The following is a 17,299-nucleotide window of genomic DNA, read 5'->3' as shown; positions in this document are numbered from 1 at the left end:
TCGGCTTTTTTGATGGTCAGAAGGAATAGGAAATCCCCAGTCCGCCCATGAACTGGTCCGGAGATCCTTCCTTCTTGACGATCGGACTGTCGGCAGCATCACCAAGAAGCCTGGAATAGGACGCCCGGCCGACGATGCCCCAGCGCTCCGTGACATTGTAGCTGGCCGTGACGCCGAGACTGACGTCCTTGACACCGCCGGCGGCTGTATAAGCCGCCAGACCGGAACGGTTCGCCCCGGCAGTCGTCACGCCGAAATAGGTATCCATGTACCCATCACTGGCGAGCCCCAGCGACACATCCGCGCCGAGCCGCAGCCGTTCGGTGGCCGCCACCATGTAGGAGGCGGAGACGGATCCGGAAACGCCTTCATGAACACCTGAGATATCCGCCATCAGTTCCGCCGAGATCTCGAATACGGCGGATTGCATCAGAAAGGCGTTGAACTGATAGGCCGCGAACCCGCCGACCTCGAACGCCCCGTCGATCTTGTCGAGCCGGTCAACCACCTTGTTGCTGGCACCGTCCCGCCCCATGTCGTAGCGGATCGCCGGCCCGAACTGAAAGGCCGCATCGGGCCTCAGGTTCAGGGCCGCTTCCGGCCCTTCGATTTCCAGCCCCAGACCGAAAGCCTCCAGATTGGCATTGAAAAACGGCATTGCGGCATATTCGGTCGCGCCTTCGTAATCCGGCATGGCGCCGCCGCCGACAATGACCAGCCCGTGAAAACCATCCTTCTCGTCAGGTTCCTCGGTGGGCCAGTCCGGTTGCTCCTGTGCCAGATCCGCGGCAAATGCCGGCGCAACCGCACAACCCGTCGCTGCCCAGGCCGACAGGGGCACCATCAATAGATTTCGAAACGAACACAAAACCCACAACCTCCGTTGAACAAGATCCCCTCCGGTGAACCGGATGGTTGAGGCACTTTGACGGGAGGCGGGATCTCAAAAAACTCGCGTTCAGACGGGTCTGGAAGGCTGCAGTTCGAGCGCACATTGTTTAATTAAGATATTGATTTATATAATCTTACTGATACCAGCCCAGAAATTGGCGATGACGACATGAGAAAGTCACTCGCGTTCCGGTCACATTTCCGTCCAATCTCGCGCCAGATATAGGCCATTCCCATTTGAAGAGAGACTTTCGTGCCGACACTTCTGAACCCTGGCCAGCGTCGCCAGCCAAAGCAATTGCGCTCCCGACTGATGGTCGAAACGATCGTGGAGGCGGCCCATCAGGTGTTTTCGGAGCATGGCTTCGAGGGCGCCACCACCAACCAAATTGCGGAACGTGCCGGCATCAGCATCGGGTCGCTCTATCAGTATTTTCCGAACAAGGACGCACTCATTCTGGACGTTCAAAGACGGCACCATGAGGACGTCCTCACCACCGTCAAGAACGCGATGCAGCTGTCCGGCGTGTTGCCTTTGCGCGATGCAATCCGGTCCGTCATTGCCGCCAATCTCGACATGCATCTGCAGTCACCGAAATTGCATGCCGCGTTCGAGGAGTGGATCCCGGCAGAATCCAAACTGGTGGACCGAGACGGTTTCCGTAAGGAGATGGCGACAGTTATCCGTGCCTTCCTGTCAAAGCGGCCGGAAATCGCGCAGGCAGCCCCGCTGGACCAGACCGTTTTCGTGATCATGAACATGGTCCGTTCCGTTATGCATGCGTCTGTTCGCGATCAGGGTTCACACGTGGACAGAACCAAGGTCATCGACACGCTGACCGATAGCCTGCTTGGCTGCCTTCAACCGGTGTGCGTCGGTCGGTAGGCACATTCAACAGGCTTGTCGTCCCGTTCCGCTCACCGTTACCTTGGGTGAAATCGTTAGGGGGGACGACATGACAAATCCGTTTACTGCTTTTTCGGGCGCCGCATTCCTGTTGCTGGCAGCAACCACCACCACTGCTGCTCAGGACACGCCAGACTTCCACATGGATTGCCACGCTGCCAGAACCAACAACGAGACCTTCATCTGTTCCGATGAAGATCTACTCAGGCGGGACGCCCAGCTCGGAGAGCTGTCGGATCGGCTTTACAGCTTCCTGGATGCGCAGGGAAAAGCCGAGATGGCGCGTGAATATGCGGAATGGCTGGCCACACGCGACGACTGCGAAGACAGCTATATGTGCAATGCCAGCATGTATTCGGAGCGGATCACGTTTCTGCAGGAAGAACTGGACCACATGGACGCACCTGGGTTTGCCGCACCTGCCACACCATCCGTCGGCGCGGATGGTTTCGGCATGGTCGCAAATGCCGGCATCCCGGGACACAACCAGGAGAGCTTTCCCGGAATGACTCTCGACATCTGCAAGTCGATCTGCGTTCAAAGGCCCTGGTGCAAGAGCATCGACTTCGATCGCACCAATGGCGCCTGTTACGTGCAGCCGGTTGCCCAGGAAGATGTCGGCTCACTCCGGACAGATTATCCGGGCAATCCATACGACCACTATTTCTACGCACCGCGCCTGCGGAACTGAACTTCTTCGCTTAAGAAGGGGCTTCTGCCGGGGAAGGGCAATGCGGCGTTGCCGCCGAACCGTTTTGGCTAAGCGTGGTGCCGACATGCTCCCCTTCGGCAAGGAAACTGTTTTCCAGAAATCCCTTTCCCGACGGGGAGACCGCGAGGTTTCCCTCTATAACCGTGTCCCTCAATGGCCGGTCCAGATACCGGGCTCTGAAGGGGCTACCCAGGTAGAGATATTCAAAGTCGCCTATGAAAAGATTGTCGGCAACCACGTTGCCATCGTCCTCTATGCGGATGCCTGTTTTCAGCTCTTCGAAGCAGTTGTTTTCGTACCGGTTGTCCTTGGCGAAATCCTCAAAGAGATAAAGGGCCATCGGAAACGGCCAGCGCGGTTCCGGTGCTCTGTCGTCAACGAGCCCAGCGATCAGTTCCGGATTGAAATGATAGCCGAGGAAAGCATCGGACACGCCCCAGGGGCGCTCTGACATCATGATCGTGAGCGGAACAGGGTTTTCGTAGGGGCTTTGGTCGCCGCAGTCCCAGGTTACCAGGTCACGCGCCTGGCGGGATGCAACCCAGATGCCGATGTCCATGTTGCGGAACGTGTTACCACGGATGACGTTCCCGTCTGAGCCTTGCAATCGCGGGCGGCTTTCAGGGTTGGTGGTATGGAATTCCCAACAGTTCTTGTAATGAAAGATGCCACCGAACGCGTTGCCATCAAACACGTTGTCTTCAATCAGATTAAACGCCGAGCCGTCGACGGACAGCCCTTCTCTGCGTGTCGGGCCAATCCGGCGAATGCCCCGGTTGGTGAACAGGCCATTGTTGCGGATAAGATTGCCTGAAACGACGTTTTTCTGCGATCCGTGTTCCAGATAGACGCCCACATGGTGGCCGTCTTCAACGATCGAATTGCGGATCGTCGCACCGACCACATAGTGATCGACGAAGACGCCGGTCATGTAGGAACTCGTGATGGTCAGGTGATCAAGCACCACGCCCTGCGAAGAATTGGCCCGTGCCTCATCCCGGGCGGCGGCATCATCCGCCGGCGTTTGGCCTTCGATCAGCACACCACCCGTGTCGTGCAGACGGCAATCGCGGATGATCACGTTTTTCAAGCCCGGCCGAATTGTGATCCCGCGCCGGGTCATGCTGGCAATGGTCGCCCCACGGCAATCAAGCAGGACATCGCTGTGGCTGATGACAAGTGGGCTTGTGTAACGGCACCCGGTCTCCAGAAGGGTTAACCCGGTAACGATGTCGGGCGGCTCACATGCACGCAGGTCTTCAGGCGCGGGCGTCAATGCGCCGGGTTCGGCTGCGGCCTCCGCCGCTGTTGCGGCTGCGGTGAGGGCAACCAGCAAACAACCGGCAATGCGGAGCAACACACCGCGACTATTCATTGACGATACAGGCAATGACCCAGTCGGCACCGTCCTGGATCAGCTGATAATGGCAGGTGAATTCGAAAACCGCTTCACCGTCCGAGCTTTCCTGGGTCCAGTCGAGGGTTACCAGTGCGGTCGAACCGCTGACATGGCTCGAGACAACGTGAAAGTCGGAATGGCTGACGCCTTCTTTTTCCAGCGCCTTTAAGAGAGCCTCTATGTTTTCGATCAGCTCTTCGTCGTCGTTGAAGACGTGGCCCTTTTCATGCTGCCAGATGATCGCCGGCAGCGCGAAGCAGTCGCAGATGCGGTCAATATCATAGTCGTTGAAGCCGGCCTGATAGTCGTCAAAAAGCTGGGCAATCGCCTCTTCGGCATCGCCGTTGCTGTCCGCCCCGGCGCCATTGGTCGAACCATTGCCGGCTCCCTGATATCCACCGTCGTCCGCCATGCGTGCCTCCCCAAAGGATTGAACCACCGGTTGACTAGCGCGGGTCGGTTTAAGGTTCTGTAACCGGCGCTGCGTCGGTGTCCTCGCCGTCATCATAGCCTATCATATTGAGGGGGCGAGCATTTCGTCCATTCAATTCACACCAGTGGACAAGTGCCTCCTCAGCACCGTGGGTGACCCAGATCTGTTCGGCGCCGGTCTCCAGGATCGTTCGGCACAGATCGTCCCAGTCGGCATGATCGGACAGGATCAACGGCAGTTCCGCCCCGCGCTGGCGCGCCCTTGCCCGCACGCGCATCCATCCGGAGGCCATCGCGGCGACCGGGTCGCCGAAGCGTCGGGCCCAGCGGTCGCTCAACTGGCCGGGCGGACAGAGCACGATTTCGCCCGCAAGTTCCTTGCCGCGTTTTCCGACCGGCTCGACCGGCCCGAGCGCAATGCCCTGGCTTTCGTAATAAGCCGTCAGCTTTTCCAGGGCACCGTGAAGAAAGATGGTCTTGCCATAACCGGCTGCTCTCAATTCACCAATCACGCGCTGCGCCTTGCCAAGCGCGTAGGCGCCGACAAGATGCGTCTGTTCGGGAAACAGATCCAAAGACGCAAGCAGTTTGCCGATTTCCTCCGAGGCGGGCGGATGACGAAACACCGGCAAGCCGAACGTCGCTTCCGTCACGAAAGTGTCGCAGGGCACAAGCTCGAAACTGGCGCAGGTCGGATCGGCCTGTCGCTTGTAATCACCGGACACAACGGTTCGCCGCCCCTTCGCTGCCAACAGAACCTGTGCGGAGCCCAGAACGTGCCCGGCCGGGTGCAGGGTGACCGACACTCCGCCAACCTGCAGCGTTTCCCCATAGCCGATCTCCTGTGCCTGACCGCAAAAATTCTCGCCGTAGCGGATGGCCATGATGTCGAGCGTCTGCCGGGTCGCCAGCACCGCGCCGTGCCCTGCCCGGGCATGATCGGCATGACCATGCGTGATGATGGCCTTTTCAACCGGGCGGACCGGGTCGATATGCGCACCGGCTTCGGCGGAATAGAGGCCTTCCGGCGTGAGTGTGAGGAGGTCGATCATTCTGAAATTAATAGGTCTCTTGAGCGGGTTTGTCAGTGCTGGTCCGTGGTCGTTTTGTGCACAGTTTACAAAGTTTATCCGGTTGTCATCCCGGACGAAGCACAGCGGAGATCCGGGACCCAGGACGCCCGGGCAGCCGTTCTTTTTTCAAAAGAGTCGCAGCATGTTCCCGGGTCCCCGCATTCGCGGGGATGACAGGTGCCAGAACGGCATCGAGCGCTCTTCCAGCAACTTTCGCGCTCCGCATTTCAACAATGAGCCTCACAAGAACACAAGCAGAACAAATTTCCCCCTGCCCTCTCGCCTTTTGCGGGCGGCTCACCTACAACAGGCTGATGGACGTGCAGCTGCTTCCCAATCGGTTCCAGAGCTGGTTTGCCGCGCGAGGCTGGGCGCCTCGGCCGCATCAGTTGCAGCTGATCGATCATCTTGCCCAGGGTCATTCCACGCTGCTGATCGCCCCCACCGGTGCCGGCAAGACGCTCGCCGGTTTTTTGCCCAGTCTCGTTGAGCTGGAGGCCCGTGGTAAACGCAAACCGGGGGCGGGTGGAAGCGGCATTCACACACTCTATATCTCGCCGCTGAAGGCGCTCGCCGTCGACATTGCCCGCAACCTCGAGGCTCCTGTTTCGGAAATGGGCCTGCCGGTCAAGCTGGAAACACGCACCGGCGACACGCCCTCTCACAAGCGCCAGCGGCAGAAACTGAACCCGCCGGATATCCTTTTGACCACACCGGAGCAAATCGCGCTGCTCCTGTCGGACCCGGCCTCGGCCCGGCTCTTCGCGTCTCTGAAAACCGTCATACTCGACGAGCTGCACGCGCTGGTGACCTCCAAGCGCGGCGATCTCCTGGCGCTCGGCCTTGCACGTCTGCGGCGCCTCGCACCGGGGCTCAGGACCATCGGCCTGTCGGCAACGGTTGCCGAACCGGATGATCTCAGGGCCTATCTGGTCGATCAGCCGGAAGCGGACGGCCGCAGCCTGTCGCATATGGTCCAGGTGGTCGGCGGCGCCCAACCGGACATCTCCATCCTCGACAGCGAGGAACGGGTCCCCTGGTCCGGCCATTCCTCGCGCTACGCGGTGCGCGATATCTATGAACAGATCAAGAAACACAATGTCTCCCTTTTGTTCGTGAACACCCGAAGCCAGGCGGAAATGGTGTTCCAGGAGCTTTGGCGGATCAACGACGACACGCTGCCAATCGCGCTTCACCACGGCTCGCTCGATGTCGGTCAGCGTCGCAAGGTGGAAGCGGCCATGGCCTCCGGTGGCTTGCGCGCCGTTGTCGCGACATCGTCGCTCGACATGGGCATCGACTGGGGCGACATCGACCTGGTCATCAATATTGGCGCGCCGAAAGGGGCCAGCCGGCTGGCACAGCGGATCGGTCGTGCCAATCACCGGATGGACGAACCGTCCAAGGCCATTCTGATCCCCTCCAACCGGTTTGAGGTGCTGGAGTGCCAGGCCGCGCTGGCGGCCTCCAAACGCGGAGAGCAGGACACCCCGCCCCTGCGACAAGGGGCGCTTGATGTGCTGGCCCAACACCTGCTCGGCCTCGCCTGCGCCGACCCGCTCGACGCGTTGGCAACTTATGAAGAGATCCGGTCGTCGGAGACCTACCGGCACCTCACCTGGGAGACTTTTGAAAGCGTGCTCGACTTCGTGGCGACCGGCGGCTATGCGCTCAAGAGCTACGACCAGTATGCCAAGCTGCGGAAAGGCAAGGACGGGCTCTGGCGGATCGCCCATCCAAAGATTGCCCAACAGTACCGGCTCAATGTCGGCACCATTGTCGAAGCGCCGATGCTGAAGGTTCGGCTGGTGCGCTCGAAAGCCGACGGACGGCGCACGCCGGTCGGCCGTGGCGGCCGGGTGCTTGGCGAGATGGAAGAGTATTTCATCGAACAGATGTCGCCGGGCGACACGTTTCTATTCGGCGGTGAGGTCGTGCGCTTCGAGGGCCTGCGCGAAAACGAGGCCTATGTCTCACGCACCAAATCTGACAACCCGATGATCCCGTCCTATATGGGTGGCAAGTTTCCGCTCTCCACCTATCTGGCCGAAGGTGTCAGGACCATGCTGGCAACGCCTTCATCATGGAAAGCCCTGCCGGACCAGGTCCGGGAGTGGCTGGAGATCCAGAAGGACAAGTCAGTGCTGCCGGCACGGGACGGGCTGCTGGTGGAAACCTTTCCTCGCGCCAACAAGCACTACATGGTGTGTTATCCGTTCGAGGGCCGGCTGGCCCATCAGACCCTCGGCATGCTCCTGACAAAACGGCTTGAACGGCTGGGGGCCCGCCCGCTCGGATTTGTCGCCAATGACTATGCCCTCTCGGTCTGGGGCCTCGGCGATCTCTCCTTGCTGTTCTCGTCCGGCAAGATCCCGCTCGACCAACTGTTCGAAGAAGACATTCTCGGGGACGATCTCGATGCCTGGCTGGCTGAATCCAGTCTGATGAAACGCACATTCCGCAACTGCGCGGTGATTGCCGGGCTGATCGAGCGACGCCATCCGGGACTGGAAAAAACGGGACGGCAGGTCACCGTTTCCTCGGATCTGATCTACGATGTCCTGCGCGCCCACGAGCCCGATCACATCCTGCTCAAGGCCACCTGGAACGATGCAGCCGAAGGACTTCTGGATATCTCGCGACTGGGGGAACTTCTTGCCAGAATTCGCGGACGAATCACGCATACTGGTCTTCCACATGTCTCTCCCCTCGCGGTGCCCATTCTGCTGGAAATCGGCAAGGAACCGGTCTACGGGGAAGCCATCGACACGCTGCTGGCGGACGCGGCGGAAGAAATGATCCTGGAGGCCATGGAATGAGTGCCCTGACATCTCATTTGCGCAAATATGCTGCTGCGCCGGTGTGTCATGACATTCAGATCAACGGTCAGCTGGTCGGCCTGCATGACAGCGGTGTCCTGTGGTGGCCGGATGAATCCATTCTCATCGTCGCCGACCTGCATCTGGAAAAAGGCTCCAGCTATGCCCGCCGTGGCGTGATGCTGCCACCTTACGATACCGGCGCGACGCTGGAGAAACTCGCAGGTGTCATCGACACGTTCGATCCGGCCTGCGTCATCTGCCTTGGAGACAGTTTCCACGATCCGGACGGCTCCGACCGCCTGCCCGCCCCCTACCGCGCCATGCTGACGACGTTGCAGCTCGGCCGAGAATGGATCTGGGTCACCGGCAATCACGACCCGGTTGCTCCGGTCAGGCTCTGTGGCGTGACGGTGGAGGAAATCACCATCGGGCCGCTGACCTTTCGCCACGAACCGATCGAAAAGGTCGGCTCCTCGGAAGCGGCCGGTGAAGTCTGCGGTCATTTGCATCCTGCGGCCCGCGTGCGCCGTTTCGGCCGGTCGATCCGCCGCGCCTGCTTCGTCACCGACGGCTCCCGTCTGGTCCTGCCGGCCTTTGGCGCCCTGACCGGCGGCCTCAATGTCACCGACAAGGCCTACAGCATGATCTTCCGCCGCCGCCAGTTCTCGGTGTTCATGCTGGGCAATGACCGCCTGTTCCCGTTCACGGCGACGCGGCTCGTCGGGGACTGACACCGGTCCCATTGCGGTGTTGCCGCCGGCTTCAACGCATCCGCTCTACTGGTTGAACGGCAGTGAGTATCTCATTTTTCCACTCGGCAACTGACGCGCAAGAAGTGTGATCTCTGTACCCACAGGTGGAAGTGTCGGCTTGTAAGCCCTGATCCTGATTTCCTTGCCATCCTCAAGCCGTACGCGCAGGTAAGCGACGTGCGAGCCTTCGTCGTTTTGCACTCTCGTGTGGTGCAGCAGTGTTCCGCGCAGCTCGGTATAGGGCAGCTCGGCGAACTGCGTTTGTTTTGTCAGCACGAAAATGACAAGTGCGAGCAATGGACCAATGATCGCCGACACAATGACAATGGACTTCAACCGTTGCCACAACAGGTACCTGCTTAGTCTATCCACGACGACGTCATCCAAAAAAAAGCCAGATAATCAATGCCCCTGAACGCTTTCCAGGACAACCTGCCTCAACACCTTCGCTGGTGGCGTGAATTGCAGGCAGCCGCTTTCAATACGGCATGGCACCTGGACAGCAGACCCAGACATTCCCGAAAACTCAAATCAGCCGGTAGCCCACCCAGGCCAGCACCGCAATTGCGACCGCTGCCAGAATGATCGTCTTGCGCAACTCCTTGCGCAGAAAAGTGTCGAGCTCCTTGCTCATGTGCCGTCCTTATTGCCCTTCCCGTTCGGTTCCGGGTGCTTCGGCCCCGCCCCTCTCTTCTTCGCCGACTTTCACCCAGGCAATGACCAGCTCATAGAACACCGCCAGAATGACAGGCCCGAGAAACAGGCCCAGCAACCCGTGGGCAATCGTGCCGCCCAGCACGCCGATCAGGATCACCAGCATCGGCACGTCCAGACCGCGCGACATAAGGATCGGCCGAAGCACGTTGTCGACCAGCATCACCGGAACCATGAGAACGGTGAAGAGCAGCGCCGGCACCAGGTCCCAGGAACTCCAGGCCCAGATGATGGTCGGTAGGATCACCAGAGCCGGACCGATCTGGATGATGCACAGGAACAGGGCGACGAAGGTCAGGAGACCGGCCAGCGGCACGGCAAAGGCGATCAGCAAGATGCCGGTCAAGAGCCCCTGAATGACGGCAACGCCGATCACGCCGCGCGAGACGTTGCGGATTGTTGCGCCCGCCAGGTCCACGAATTCCGCACCGCGTGGTGCGATGATCCGGTCGGCAACGCGTTTCGCGCCTCTGGCCAGGGACGGGCCCGGCACGAAGAGGCAGCCGGCGAGGATGATCGAGACAACAAAAAACAGGATGGATCCGCTCAAGGAAGCCAGGACGGACAGGATCCGTCCACCGGCCGGCACCACCATCGGACCGATCTTGGCAAAGAGCGCCTCCAGCCCCTGCCCGGCCGTCTGCCAGAAGTCCGCAATTTTGCTGCCGATGAGGGGCAGTGTGGCCACTCTTTCCGGCAATACCGGCATTTTCAGACCACCTGTGGTCAGGCTCTGGTACCAGCCCTGCAGCGTTTCCACGAGACTGACCACGAGCACGGCCACCGGTCCAACAACGATGGCAAGGCACAGGAGCGTTAGAAGGATCGCCGACAGGACCTTCCGCCCCCCCAGCTTGCCCGCCAGCCAGGAATAGGCCGGGTAAAGCGCGACGGTGAGCACCACCGCCCAGAGCAGGAACAGGAAAAACGGTGCGATCAGCTGCAGCGAGAAATAGGCAAACAGCCCGAGAACCCCGAGCCGGACGGCAATGTCGATGACGCGGGCATCGACCGACGGTTCCGATTTGCCATTCTCGGTGGCATGAGGTTCGTTCGAAGACTGATCGGCCATGTTACCCGCCATAATGATCTGAAAAATCAATAAGCTCGACAATACCGGCCGGACACCGGACTTCCAGCAGAAAATGTGGGAAACGCGAAGCAGCCAGAGCATATTGCTGCCAAGGCAACCTTGCTTACCATCGACCTCATCCTGAGGAAGACTTATGGCCTGTCTAAAAGGATGGACCAAATACACCGGAGCAAGCAGCCATCCTTCGAGACGCCTGACTGTGCCAGCCTTCTCAGAATGCGGCTGTTCTCAAGAGCGGCGCTCGTTCGTCCAAGATGAAGAACTTGCCGGTTCCGGTCGCCGAAGCCTCAATCCTTGCGGAAGATCACGCCGGCGAGCCAGCCGGTGAAGATGGCAAGAGCGACGGCCAGCACGCCGTAGACGAGCGGATAGTTCTGGGCCAGCTGGAAGGTGATCTGCTCAAACCCCGTCTTGGCGACCGACAGCATCTGTTCGGTCTGCGAGACCAGTTTGCCATGGTGAAACAGAAAGCTCTTCACCTTGTATTCGCCCACCGGAATGGTTGCCGGCAGGGGAATATTCGTGCGGAACATGGTTTCGGTGAGGAACTCGATCGAGGTTTCCTGTTCCGAATAGAGGCCGGTCTCTTCGCGCAGCCGGATGAAGGCACGGCGGAAGTCGTCGCGGTCGGCCAGGGCCACATTGGAAGAGCCGGACACCGCGAGATTGATATGATTGAGGCCGATGCCGAGGTCGTCCAGGATCGTGCGGTTGGCCATGGCGCCGATATCGACCGTGCTGGCCACCGCATAGAAGGACGGTACGTTCTGGAACCGCTCCGCCTCGCGATTGACCCAGACGCCGAGGAAGCGCCCCTTGCGCCGCGTGGTGATGTCCTGCGGCGGACCTTCCACGACAATTGCCAGCTCATAGCCGCTCGGGTCATTGGGCTGGCGTTCGATATTGCTCGCCTGGCCGAAAATAACGATTTCCGTACCGGTAAAGTTCGACTGGATCGAGATCACGTCGGACGACAGTGACGTCACGAGGTCGAGACCATGCCGGTTCTGCGCCTGGGCCTGGGTTGCAGCGAGGCTCAGCACCAGGAAAAGAAGAAAGCGGATCATGCGCCCGCCCCCTTCCGAATGGCGATGGAATAAAGATCATCCGGCACCAGCAACAGGTCCACCGCAAAGCGCAGCCCGACCCCGAGAACCAGAAGCGCCAGAAGCAGCCGGAGCTGGTCACCACGCAGGTTCTGGCCCATCCGGGCACCAAACTGGGCCCCGATGACACCACCGATCATCAGCGTCATGGCAAGGACGATATCGACGGTCTTGGTGCCCATGGCATGAAAGATGGTGGCGGCTGCCATCGTGAACAGGATCTGGAACAACGAGGTGCCGATAACGATGCTGGTCGGCACGCGCAGCAGGTAGATCAGCGCGGGCACCATCATGAAGCCGCCGCCGATGCCGAGCACCGTGCCGAGAAAACCGATGATCGCTCCAAGGCCAACGACAGGTATGACGCTGACATAGAGCTTGGACCGGCGAAACCGGACCTTGAGTGGCAGACCGTGGATCCAGTTGTGCTGACCCGGCTTGCGAGCCTTAGGTGCTGCGCCCGATTTGCGCCGCCGGATGGCCCGGACAGATTCGAACAGCATCAGGCCACCGATCGTGCCGAGAAAGGTGACGTAGGACAGGGAGATCACCAAATCCAGCTGCCCGACCGACTGCAACACCTCGAACAAAACGACGCCGACCAGCGAGCCCATGACACCGCCGGCCAGCAAGATACTGGCAAGTTTCATGTCGATGGCCTTGCGGCGCCAATAATTGACCACCGCAGAGGCCGATGAGGCGACGACCTGGGTCGTCACGGTGGCGACAGAGACGGCCGGCGGAATGCCGGAAAAGATCAGGAGAGGTGTCAGCAGGAAACCGCCGCCGATGCCGAACAGGCCGGAGAGAAAGCCCACGGCACCGCCCATCGCAAATATCACAAAGATATTGACCGGTATCTCGGCTATGGGCAGGTATAATTGCACAGGGTCACGCCGGAACTGACTGCAGACAAGTCTGCTGAAAGACTACAGTTAAATTGGTTAAAGACCCGTGCCGACCGGTGTGTCAACCGGCCAGCGGGCCTGTTCGGTTCGTTGCGGCGATTTTTGGCTGGCGCCAGTCGTTTTTTCTGTCCCCTGTGGCAGGTATGCTGCCAACAGGGGTCTTAGCTGGTCCTCAGATCGCCTGGCTCTTGAGTTCATCCATCAAACGATTGTCGACTTCACCCGTTTCCGGCAGACCGAGGCTGCGTTGGAAGGCCCGGATCGCGCTGCGGGTGCGTGGCCCCATCTGCCCGTCCGGTGTCCCGGTGTCAAACCCAAGATAGTTGAGTTTGTCCTGGGCTTCGCGGACCATCGCACTGTTGTCGACCGTTTTCACCGCTGCCTTCTCGGCCGGCAGCGAGGCGCCGTCGCTCCAACCCGGTTCCATGGTCACCTTGTTGGCCGCAGGAACCGGTGTCTTCAGCGAGAATTGCTCGACCGCCAGACGCGCATTGGCCAGGGCTTCCTGATCCATCATGTTGGCAACGTCATCCCGGCGCTTGGCTGCCTCCGGGTCCCCCTGGTCGGCCGCGATCGCAAACCACTTGTAGCTCGCCACAAGGTCCTTATCGACACCGATGCCGCCGGCATAGAGGATGCCGAGATTGAACAAGCTGTCCTTGACCCCGAAATTGGCGGCCTGTTCGAACCACTTGGCAGCCGCGGCATAATCCGGCTGCGTACCGCCGCCTTCGGCAAACAGAACTGCCAGATTGTGCATGGCCTTCGCGTTTCCGGCTTCTGCGGCCCTGGTGTACCAGGCCTTCGCCTTCGGCACGTCCTTCTCCACACCCCGGCCCTTTTCATAAAGGCTGGCAAGACGATACTGGGCCGGTGCGAGCCCCTTGTCCGCGGCTTTCTGGTACCAGACGGCGGCCTTCGAGAGGTCCGCCGGGACACCGCTGCCTTCGGTGTACTTGACCCCGACCATGAACTCTGCAGCGGCGTTGCCGCTGGCGGCCGCGCTGCGCAGGGCCATCGGCCCGACACCTTCCGGCGGCAGGGACGCAATCAGGTTCGACGGCACGTCGCCGGTGCCCGCAGGCTTGAAACCACCGCTGGTATCGGCCGGCGGCTCGCCGAAGCTGCCGGAAACACCGGACGGCGGCGCAAAGGCCAGGTCGGTTTCCGGTGTTGCCGGGGCGGTTGCCGAGGCAGCCTGGACATTTTCGGTGCGGGAGACCGGTGCCGCGTCTGCCGGGGCGGCAGCCACCGCCGGTGTCTCGACAGTTGTAACAGGCTCGGTTCCTGGCCCGCTTTCGTTGCTTCGGCTTTCCGCCTGGGTAGTCGGTGTGGCTTCCGTCTCCTGCGGCGCGGCAGGGGCAGTGGCGGTCTCGGCAGGTGCCGCACCCGTGTCTTCCGTCACCTGCGTTTCCTGCGGTGCAGAAGCAACCCGGTTGCCTTCTTCCGGACCGGAAGATGCCAGCCGGAAGACCTGCAGCGTACCGATCAGCAGCACCACCGCAGCCGCGGTGTAGAGGATGGCGCGGCGACGGCCACCGGAGCCTTGCGGAGCTTCCGGTGCGGGCCGGTCGCCAGGCAGAACGGCTGCTTCTTCAGCTTCAAACGCACGATCCGTGACATCTTCCGGGCTGAGCTGCAGATCTTCGTCCTGCGTGTCCTCGTCCTGTTTCTTCGCCGACTTGTCGCGCTTCAGCACGTTGCGCAGCCAGCCCACACGCGCCTTGCCACGTTCTTCATCCGCAGCGTCCGCTTCCTCGTCGACCTTCTGCTTTTTCTCAAGCTGTGCGGCCTCGGCAGATGCTGCCTGGGCAGCGCGGCGCGCAGCGGCGATGAAGTCGGCCTTGCGATCCCTTGCCCGGTCTTCGGACTGCTGAGCCTCAGCCGGGTGTTCGAGATGCGGCGTGGCATCACCTTTTTCCGGCTGCGGCGTACGGCTGAACAGCGGAGCGGGTTCCTCGACCTTGAGCGGCGAGAAGCTTGCTGCAGGTGCGGCCGGTGCCGGCTTTTTGGGTTGCGCCTTCTCGACGCGTTCCAGGTTGTCCAACCGCTCCGTGAGCGATCCGAGAACGGATTTCACACCGTCAAATGTATTGCGGGTCCGCTCTTCGCTGCCTTCCGCGGCATCCAGCAGCTTTCTCAGATCGCCCTGAAGCTGGTTGATTGCCTCGTCATATTGCGTGTTCTGCGGTGCCGGGGCATTCGCCACAGCTTCCCTGGCCGCCTGTTTGGCAATATCAGTGACATCCTCGCGGGTCTGTGCCAGACCTTTTTCAAGCCGCTCGAAATAGGGTGAAAACTGGTCGACACTGAAAGCCTTGGATGAGGTGCTTTCAATTTGCGCCGCCAGGGCCGCAACCTTTTCGCCCAGCTGCTCGAAACGGCCATCATCGGTCACTTCCGAACCCTTGGACACAATCTGTGCCAGATCGGAGATCCGCTGTTCCAGCGCTTCGGTGTTCGGCGGCGTTGCCACACTGGCGCGCATGGAACCGATTTCCTGGCGCAGCTTATCGAGGTCAGACGTGGTGACACGGTCCTGGGGCTGATCCAGACGGGCCGTCAGATCGTTCAGGCGGTCCTGCAGCTGGTTCAGGAACTTGGTGTCCTGTCCGCCGCCGGCACGCATGGTCGCGGCATCCAGGACAGGCACCGGACGTGAGGACTTTTTCTCAATCGTGTCGATCTTGCCGGAAATTGCCTCAAGACGCATTTCCAGGGCTTCGAAAGCACCGCTGTCCGCAGCGGTCGGCAGAGGGTCTGCCTGCTCCATGCGCTCAAGGCGATCGACGATCTCGTCAAGGCGGCGGTCGACCTTCGACAGATGGGCATTGTCCACAGGCGCTGCCCGGTCGTCCGCCATCATGCCGACAATGTCTTCCAGGCGGCCCTGAAGCCGGGAAATCGTCTCCGGCTCGGGCATGCGCTCTTCCATGGCGGAGAGACGACTGTCCAGTCCGCGCTGCTCGCGCGCCAGCACTTCCAGGTCGTCCAGACGGCTGGAGACAAATTTCATGCGGTCGTCGATGCCCTCGACGAGGCCCTTGATGTCGATCTGCTCGACAAACCCGCGCACTTCGCGCAGCTCGGCGCGCAGCGGTTCGATATCCGCATGGCTCTTGTTCTGCAGCAGCTCTTCCATGCGCTCGGCAATGCTGACCACACGGTCCTCCAGCACCATCATGTGCTCGGAGCGCGGCAGCACCGCAAAGGCGTCCTCGATCTCGTTGAGGCGGGCGGTTACACCGCGCAGGACCCGCGGATCCACGGAGGCACGGGACAGCTCGTCCAGGCGCTGGAGAATATGGGCATAGCCATGTTCGAGGGTCTGGAGCGCACCTTCGACATTGGTGCGGCCGACCATCGATTTCAGATCGGCAACTTCCTTGCGGATCTCCTTGGCAAGCTGGTCGTTCTTCTTGTCGGCGCGCAGTCGCTCGACCATGTCCGCCAGGCGGCGCAGTTCGGCATTCTGGCGACTCACGGTCTCGCTGGTGCCACGGGACAGCCCGCCAAGCGCATCGCGCAGGGAACCGATCTCGTCGCGCACCTGATTGAAGGCCTTTTCCTGGGGCGCTCTCAGCGCATCGATCCGCCGGCCAAGATCCTTGTAGATATGCATCGACGCGTCACGGTTTTCACGTGCGCCGCGTCTGCCAAGCCGGTTTGCCCGCGGGGCGTGGTCGAAATCGTCTTCCTCGTCCTCGTAGTGATCTTCCTCGGGCAGGTTGTCGATGGCATAGCCGCCGGCACGGCGGGGCCGCCGAGGCGCATTTTCGTAGCGCTCATCCATGTCGTCGCCGCGCGCCAGTCCCTGAACCTGCTCGTCGAGGCGATCCAGGGCCCCCATCACCTCGTCCATCCCGGTTTCGCGGCGTGCTGAGCGCCGCCGCGGTGCCGGACGGCGTCCGGAAGGCGCCTCCTGGTCGGCCAAAAGCCGGTCCAGCTCATCGGCAACGGCATCGAGATCCTCGTCCCGTTCGTCCTGGGGATAGCGGTCATGGCCGCCGAGAGACGTCGCCGTGCGGGTCAGCCTTTCAATTCGGCTGCGCGCGGGTTCACGGCGTGGTGCATCGTAATAGTCGTCGCTTTCATACGCATCACGGCCGCGGCGTCCTGCCTCGTGTTTCTTCCAAGCCGGCATGTCTTGACCCTGGACTGACGGTCCTTCGGACCGCTGATGGAACAGTCTGCGCCCGAAAATCGCCCAAGAGGGGACAAGCGCATCGTTTGGTAAGACTTTGTCGGTTTAGGGTAAACAGGCCGTTAATTGGTCTTGCTAAATGCGAAAACTGGCTGTTTTCATATGAAAATTTGCTATCCACAGCCCAATATTATGCGAATCGCCCAAGACGACATTAACGAATTTTACCAAGGCGACCTTACGCGACTGGACCTTAACGCAAACGTAAGCTAAACAGTGCAGCAGAAACAGGCCGGTCCGATTGCGGATTTCCGCGGGTTTGCGGCCTGAAACCGGGCCGGTGATA

The 17,299-nt window shown here is 60.7% G+C and carries 13 protein-coding genes; 4 read left to right on the top strand and 9 right to left on the bottom strand.

All coding sequences use genetic code 11. The features are described 5' to 3' along the window. Window positions 1-16: 16 nt before the first annotated feature. Window positions 17-844: a MipA/OmpV family protein gene (locus tag CHH27_RS26955; RefSeq protein ID WP_094074341.1), complete on the bottom strand. Its 828-nt coding sequence runs from the start codon at window positions 842-844 to the stop codon at window positions 17-19. A 300-nt stretch (window positions 845-1,144) separates the two neighbouring features. Between CHH27_RS26955 and CHH27_RS26950 the strand changes: the two genes are divergently transcribed. Both CHH27_RS26950 and CHH27_RS26945 read left to right on the top strand, forming a co-directional pair. Next, window positions 1,145-1,777, top strand: a complete 633-nt coding sequence (locus tag CHH27_RS26950) for a TetR/AcrR family transcriptional regulator (RefSeq protein WP_157739119.1) — start codon at window positions 1,145-1,147, stop codon at window positions 1,775-1,777. A 70-nt stretch (window positions 1,778-1,847) separates the two neighbouring features. Beyond that, a complete protein-coding gene (locus CHH27_RS26945) occupies window positions 1,848-2,489 on the top strand; it encodes a PAN domain-containing protein (protein WP_094074339.1) in 642 nt (213 codons plus the stop codon). Between the two features lie 10 nt (window positions 2,490-2,499). On the opposite strand, the gene CHH27_RS26940 is transcribed toward CHH27_RS26945, so the two are convergent. The 3 genes from CHH27_RS26940 to CHH27_RS26930 are packed head-to-tail and all read right to left on the bottom strand — an operon-like array spanning window position 2,500 to window position 5,393. After that, a complete protein-coding gene (locus CHH27_RS26940; RefSeq protein ID WP_094074338.1) occupies window positions 2,500-3,885 on the bottom strand; it encodes a right-handed parallel beta-helix repeat-containing protein in 1,386 nt (461 codons plus the stop codon). Further along, complete coding sequence (locus CHH27_RS26935) at window positions 3,878-4,321, bottom strand: DUF4440 domain-containing protein (protein ID WP_198338311.1); 444 nt, start codon at window positions 4,319-4,321, stop codon at window positions 3,878-3,880. The genes CHH27_RS26940 and CHH27_RS26935 overlap by 8 nt, the downstream gene beginning before the upstream one ends. A 49-nt stretch (window positions 4,322-4,370) precedes the next feature. Then, a complete protein-coding gene (locus CHH27_RS26930) occupies window positions 4,371-5,393 on the bottom strand; it encodes a ligase-associated DNA damage response exonuclease (RefSeq protein ID WP_094074337.1) in 1,023 nt (340 codons plus the stop codon). A 335-nt stretch (window positions 5,394-5,728) separates the two neighbouring features. Between CHH27_RS26930 and CHH27_RS26925 the strand changes: the two genes are divergently transcribed. Further along, window positions 5,729-8,233, top strand: coding sequence for a ligase-associated DNA damage response DEXH box helicase (locus CHH27_RS26925; protein ID WP_094074336.1), 2,505 nt, complete (start codon window positions 5,729-5,731; stop codon window positions 8,231-8,233). Then, a complete protein-coding gene (gene pdeM, locus CHH27_RS26920) occupies window positions 8,230-8,967 on the top strand; it encodes a ligase-associated DNA damage response endonuclease PdeM (protein ID WP_094074335.1) in 738 nt (245 codons plus the stop codon). The genes CHH27_RS26925 and pdeM overlap by 4 nt, the downstream gene beginning before the upstream one ends. Before the next feature lie 45 nt (window positions 8,968-9,012). On the opposite strand, the gene CHH27_RS26915 is transcribed toward pdeM, so the two are convergent. The 5 genes from CHH27_RS26915 to CHH27_RS26895 form a co-directional block, all read right to left on the bottom strand. Beyond that, window positions 9,013-9,324, bottom strand: coding sequence for a hypothetical protein (locus CHH27_RS26915; protein ID WP_157739118.1), 312 nt, complete (start codon window positions 9,322-9,324; stop codon window positions 9,013-9,015). A 307-nt stretch (window positions 9,325-9,631) separates the two neighbouring features. Further along, window positions 9,632-10,774, bottom strand: coding sequence for an AI-2E family transporter (locus CHH27_RS26910; protein ID WP_094074333.1), 1,143 nt, complete (start codon window positions 10,772-10,774; stop codon window positions 9,632-9,634). 308 nt (window positions 10,775-11,082) lie between these two features. Next, window positions 11,083-11,862: a TIGR02186 family protein gene (locus CHH27_RS26905; protein WP_094074332.1), complete on the bottom strand. Its 780-nt coding sequence runs from the start codon at window positions 11,860-11,862 to the stop codon at window positions 11,083-11,085. Further along, window positions 11,859-12,788 carry a sulfite exporter TauE/SafE family protein gene (locus CHH27_RS26900; protein ID WP_094074331.1) on the bottom strand — a complete coding sequence of 310 codons (930 nt, stop codon included), beginning with the start codon at window positions 12,786-12,788 and terminating at the stop codon, window positions 11,859-11,861. Before CHH27_RS26900 ends, CHH27_RS26905 begins: the two co-directional genes overlap by 4 nt. 193 nt (window positions 12,789-12,981) lie before the next feature. Beyond that, complete coding sequence (locus tag CHH27_RS26895) at window positions 12,982-16,953, bottom strand: peptidoglycan-binding protein (RefSeq protein WP_094074330.1); 3,972 nt, start codon at window positions 16,951-16,953, stop codon at window positions 12,982-12,984. Window positions 16,954-17,299 lie beyond the last annotated feature (346 nt).

It is taken from the genome of Labrenzia sp. VG12, from assembly GCF_002237595.1.
Lineage (GTDB): Bacteria > Pseudomonadota > Alphaproteobacteria > Rhizobiales > Stappiaceae > Roseibium.
The sequence above is the reverse complement of the archived record's forward strand: the minus strand, read 5'-3'. Positions and strand labels throughout refer to the sequence as shown.